This is a genomic window from Lysinibacillus sp. GbtcB16 (genome assembly GCF_019091145.1).
Lineage (GTDB): Bacteria > Bacillota > Bacilli > Bacillales_A > Planococcaceae > Lysinibacillus > Lysinibacillus fusiformis.
In genome coordinates, this window is record NZ_JAGXJV010000786.1 from 1 (window position 1) to 242 (window position 242).

1 protein-coding gene is annotated in these 242 nt (G+C 46.3%); it reads right to left on the reverse strand.

Annotated features, from left to right (window positions below):
- A partial coding sequence (locus KVT27_RS25895; RefSeq protein WP_217582306.1) for a hypothetical protein occupies positions 1-242 on the reverse strand: 242 nt, incomplete at both ends.

A 242-nucleotide genomic window follows, 5' to 3' on the forward strand; every position in this document is an offset into this window, starting at 1 on the left:
CTGCTGCCTCAGCCTCCCATTCCGCTTCCATACATTTGATTAAATAAGAGGTATCCAGATAGAGCGTGCCATCCCTCTCAACCTGCAAATCATTCGGTATTCGCTCATAGAAGGTGACTCTGTCTAAATTGTGCAGAAAACCATAGCGATAGGCATGAAGCGCACTTTCGTACGATTCTTTCAACTGGACAGGCGTATCGACGTTAATGCCTACACCAATCCGAATCTTTGCGCGAAATGGT